Source organism: Vibrio sp. 1731, from assembly GCF_033339955.1.
GTDB classification, from domain to species: domain Bacteria; phylum Pseudomonadota; class Gammaproteobacteria; order Enterobacterales; family Vibrionaceae; genus Vibrio; species Vibrio alginolyticus.
Genome location: NZ_JAWOVO010000060.1, coordinates 1 through 2,953, shown reverse-complemented (window position 1 = coordinate 2,953; position 2,953 = coordinate 1). Strand labels below are relative to the sequence as shown.

5 protein-coding genes are annotated in these 2,953 nt (G+C 63.1%); all 5 read right to left on the bottom strand.

Translation table 11 applies throughout. The annotated features are described in order from the left end of the window. Positions 1-34: 34 nt before the first annotated feature. A complete protein-coding gene (gene repC / locus R7035_RS25075) occupies positions 35-880 on the bottom strand; it encodes a replication protein C, IncQ-type (RefSeq protein WP_318146315.1) in 846 nt (281 codons plus the stop codon). Continuing rightward, positions 867-1,706, bottom strand: a complete 840-nt coding sequence (locus R7035_RS25070) for a helicase RepA family protein (protein WP_169573183.1) — start codon at positions 1,704-1,706, stop codon at positions 867-869. The genes repC and R7035_RS25070 overlap by 14 nt, the downstream gene beginning before the upstream one ends. Positions 1,707-1,736: 30 nt before the next feature. After that, the gene (gene urfF, locus R7035_RS25065) at positions 1,737-1,943 is read right to left on the bottom strand and encodes a plasmid repression protein F (protein ID WP_112928753.1); all 207 of its coding nucleotides are present in this window, start codon (positions 1,941-1,943) and stop codon (positions 1,737-1,739) included. A gap of 56 nt (positions 1,944-1,999) precedes the next feature. Continuing rightward, a complete protein-coding gene (locus R7035_RS25060; RefSeq protein ID WP_223847821.1) occupies positions 2,000-2,275 on the bottom strand; it encodes a hypothetical protein in 276 nt (91 codons plus the stop codon). Between the two features lie 61 nt (positions 2,276-2,336). Then, positions 2,337-2,870: an aminoglycoside nucleotidyltransferase ANT(2'')-Ia gene (gene aadB / locus R7035_RS25055; protein ID WP_000381802.1), complete on the bottom strand. Its 534-nt coding sequence runs from the start codon at positions 2,868-2,870 to the stop codon at positions 2,337-2,339. Between the last annotated feature and the right edge of the window lie 83 nt (positions 2,871-2,953).

The window sequence follows — 2,953 nt, the reverse complement described above, 5'->3', positions numbered from 1 at the left end:
AGTGCCGGCGCGGGCGTGCCAGTTATTGCAGGGGTCAGCCTGCCGCCTTGGGCCGTGCGATGTCGTACTTCCCCGCCGCATACTCGTTCACCGTCCAGCCCAGCGCGATCAGCTCCGGCAGCGCCTCGCGCACCCGCTGGCGGCGCTTGCGCATGGTCGAACCACTGGCCTCTGACGGCCAGACATAGCCGCACAAGGTATCTATGGAAGCCTTGCCGGTTTTGCCGGGGTCGATCCAGCCACACAGCCGCTGGTGCAGCAGGCGGGCGGTTTCGCTGTCCAGCGCCCGCACCTCGTCCATGCTGATGCGCACATGCTGGCCGCCACCCATGACGGCCTGCGCGATCAAGGGGTTCAGGGCCACATACAGGCGCCCGTCTGCCTCGTCGCTGGCGTACTCGGCAAGCAGCCGGAAGCCCTGCCGCTTGCGGCCATTCTGGGCGATGATGGACACCTTCCAAAGCCGTTCAATGCAGTCCCTGATGGGCTTTGAGTCCTCGATATTGGCATAGCCTATTTCACGAGCCAGCGCCCGATAGCTACCCTTGACCACCATGGCGTCAGCGGTAACGGCTTCCCATTTGGGTTCCAGGAACAGCCGGAGCTGCTGCCCGCCGGGGGTCTCCGGTTCTGGCTCTAGCACCAGACCACTAGGCCCGGCCATGGCCACCAGCCCCTGCAGGATGCGCAAATCATCAGCGCCCAGCGGCTCCGGGCCGCTGAACTCGATCCGCTTGCCGTCGCCGTAGTCATACGTCACGTCCAGCTTGCCGCGCTTGCGCTCGCCCCGCTTGAGGGCACGGAACAGGCCGGGGGCCAGACAGTGCGCCGGGTCGTGCCGGACGTGGCTGAGGCTGTGTTTGTTCTTAGGCTTTGCCACGAGGCACCCCCTTGCTCTTGTGCTGCTTTTCCAGCACGGCGGGCTTGAGTACCCCGCCGTCATGCCGCCTGAACCAGCGGTCTTTGAACGGTGCCCCATAGTTGGCCTTGCTGACTCCAAAGCGGACGAAATAGGGCCGCTGCGTGTCGTCTACGCCCCATTCCTCGGCCTCACCGGTGGTCATGCCGGACAGGTACGATTGCCAGCGGATGTTATCCACCAGCACGGACGATCCCCGGCTGGCCTGCTGCTGGTCGCCTGCGCCCATCATGGCCGCGCCCTTGCTGGCATGGTGCAGGAACACGATAGAGCACCCGGTATCGGCGGCGATGGCCTCCATGCGGCCAATCACTTGCGCCATGGGGCCGCTGGCGTTCTCTTCCTCGATGTGGAACCGGCGCAAGGTATCCAGCACCATCAAGCGGCGTCCCTCAGCGGCTCGCTTGAGGCCGTCGAACCACTCCGGGGCCATGATGTTGGGTAGGCTGCCGATCAGCGGCTGGATTAGCAGACCGTCAGCCACGGCTTGCCGTTGCTCGTCGGTCAGGCGTTCCCCCAATGCGTGCAGGCGGTGATGTATGGCGGTGGGCGGGTCTTCGGCGGGCAGGTAGATCACCGGGCCGGTGCGCAACTCGCCCACGTCCAGCAGGTCGGGGCCGCCTGCGATCTGTGCGGCCAGTTGCAGGGCCAGCATGGACTTGCCGGCCCCACCGGGGGACACCAGCGCCCCCACGGTGCCGGCCACCATGTTGGGCAGTACGTAGTCAATCGGTGGCGGTAGCTCTGTGAAGCTCGCCAGAATGTCGATAGGCTTATGGGTAGCCATTGATTTGCCTCCTGTGTAGGCGGTTGGTGGTTAGGCGCTGGCGGGGTCACTACCCCCGCCCTGCGCCGCCCTGAGTTCTTCCAGATACAGCCGCAGCGCCTCGGCCTCTGCGTCTGTGGCCCATATCTTCCGGGCCTTGCGGCCCATGGCTCGCTGCTGCTCGGCAAAGCGGGCCTGTCGTATAGCGTTGGGGGTGGCCAGCAGGTTGCCGGTACGCTTGTCGTGTTGGTCTTTCATATTTCCTCCGCATTAGAGCTAACACCATAACAGGCATTAGCTCTAATGCAAGTGTTTTATCCTAATGTCGGCCCTCGGTACTGCTGTTTCTCGGCCTGCTTCGCCAGCTCGGCGCGGGCCTCCTGCACCTGCGGCAGCTCCATCACCTTCTGCACCGTACGCTTGATGTAATCGGCCTCATGGCCCGTCTTGCGCTCCATGATGGCGGGGCTGGCCTCGGCCATGGCCTTGCCGATCTCGTCCGGCTCCCGGCCCTTGCTGGCCAGCTTCATGGCCGCGATAAAGTCGCACTTGCTGAGGTCGTCACCGTACCGCTTGACCAGCCCGGCCATTTCGCTGCGGTAACACCTGAGTTAAGCCGCGCCGCGAAGCGGCGTCGGCTTGGACGAATTGTTAGGCCGCATATCGCGACCTGAAAGCGGCACGCAAGACCTCAACCTTTTCCGCCCCGAGTGAGGTGCATGCGAGCCTGTAGGACTCTATGTGCTTTGTAGGCCAGTCCACTGGTGGTACTTCATCGGCATAGTAAAAGTAATCCCAGATGATCGCCTCCCAGCTGTTACAACGGACTGGCCGCCCGGCGATGACGCCCTCAGCCGCCTCTGGGCACGAGCCCTGCGGAGCCTCCGCGATTTCATACGCTTCGTCTGCCCACCAAGCAGGTTCGCAGTCAAGTAACTCATCCCCGATCTCCGCTAAGAATCCATAGTCCAACTCCTCCATGACGCGCCCGCCGAGCATTTCAACTATTGCCTCGAGCTCGCCGCGCCTCTCGCCGGGAAACGTCAGATCAATATCATCGTGCTTGCGTGTTACACGCCCTAGCCGTGCATCGATCGCCCAGCCCCCACCGATCCAGAGCGGCAGATTTCGCTCATCTGCCGCAGCTAGAATTTTGTGTATCAATGTGACCTGCGTTGTGTCCATGCGGCCTAACTTTGTTTTAGGGCGACTGCCCTGCTGCGTAACATCGTTGCTGCTCCATAACATCAAACATCGACCCACGGCGT

What these genes read in the sequence shown, in the direction of transcription:
- urfF (WP_112928753.1), bottom strand. Translation starts at nt 1,943, where the DNA reads ATGAAAGACCAACACGACAAGCGTACCGGCAACCTGCTGGCCACCCCC.
- R7035_RS25060 (WP_223847821.1), bottom strand. Translation starts at nt 2,275, where the DNA reads ATGGCCGGGCTGGTCAAGCGGTACGGTGACGACCTCAGCAAGTGCGAC.
- R7035_RS25070 (WP_169573183.1), bottom strand. Translation starts at nt 1,706, where the DNA reads ATGGCTACCCATAAGCCTATCGACATTCTGGCGAGCTTCACAGAGCTA.
- aadB (WP_000381802.1), bottom strand. Translation starts at nt 2,870, where the DNA reads ATGGACACAACGCAGGTCACATTGATACACAAAATTCTAGCTGCGGCA.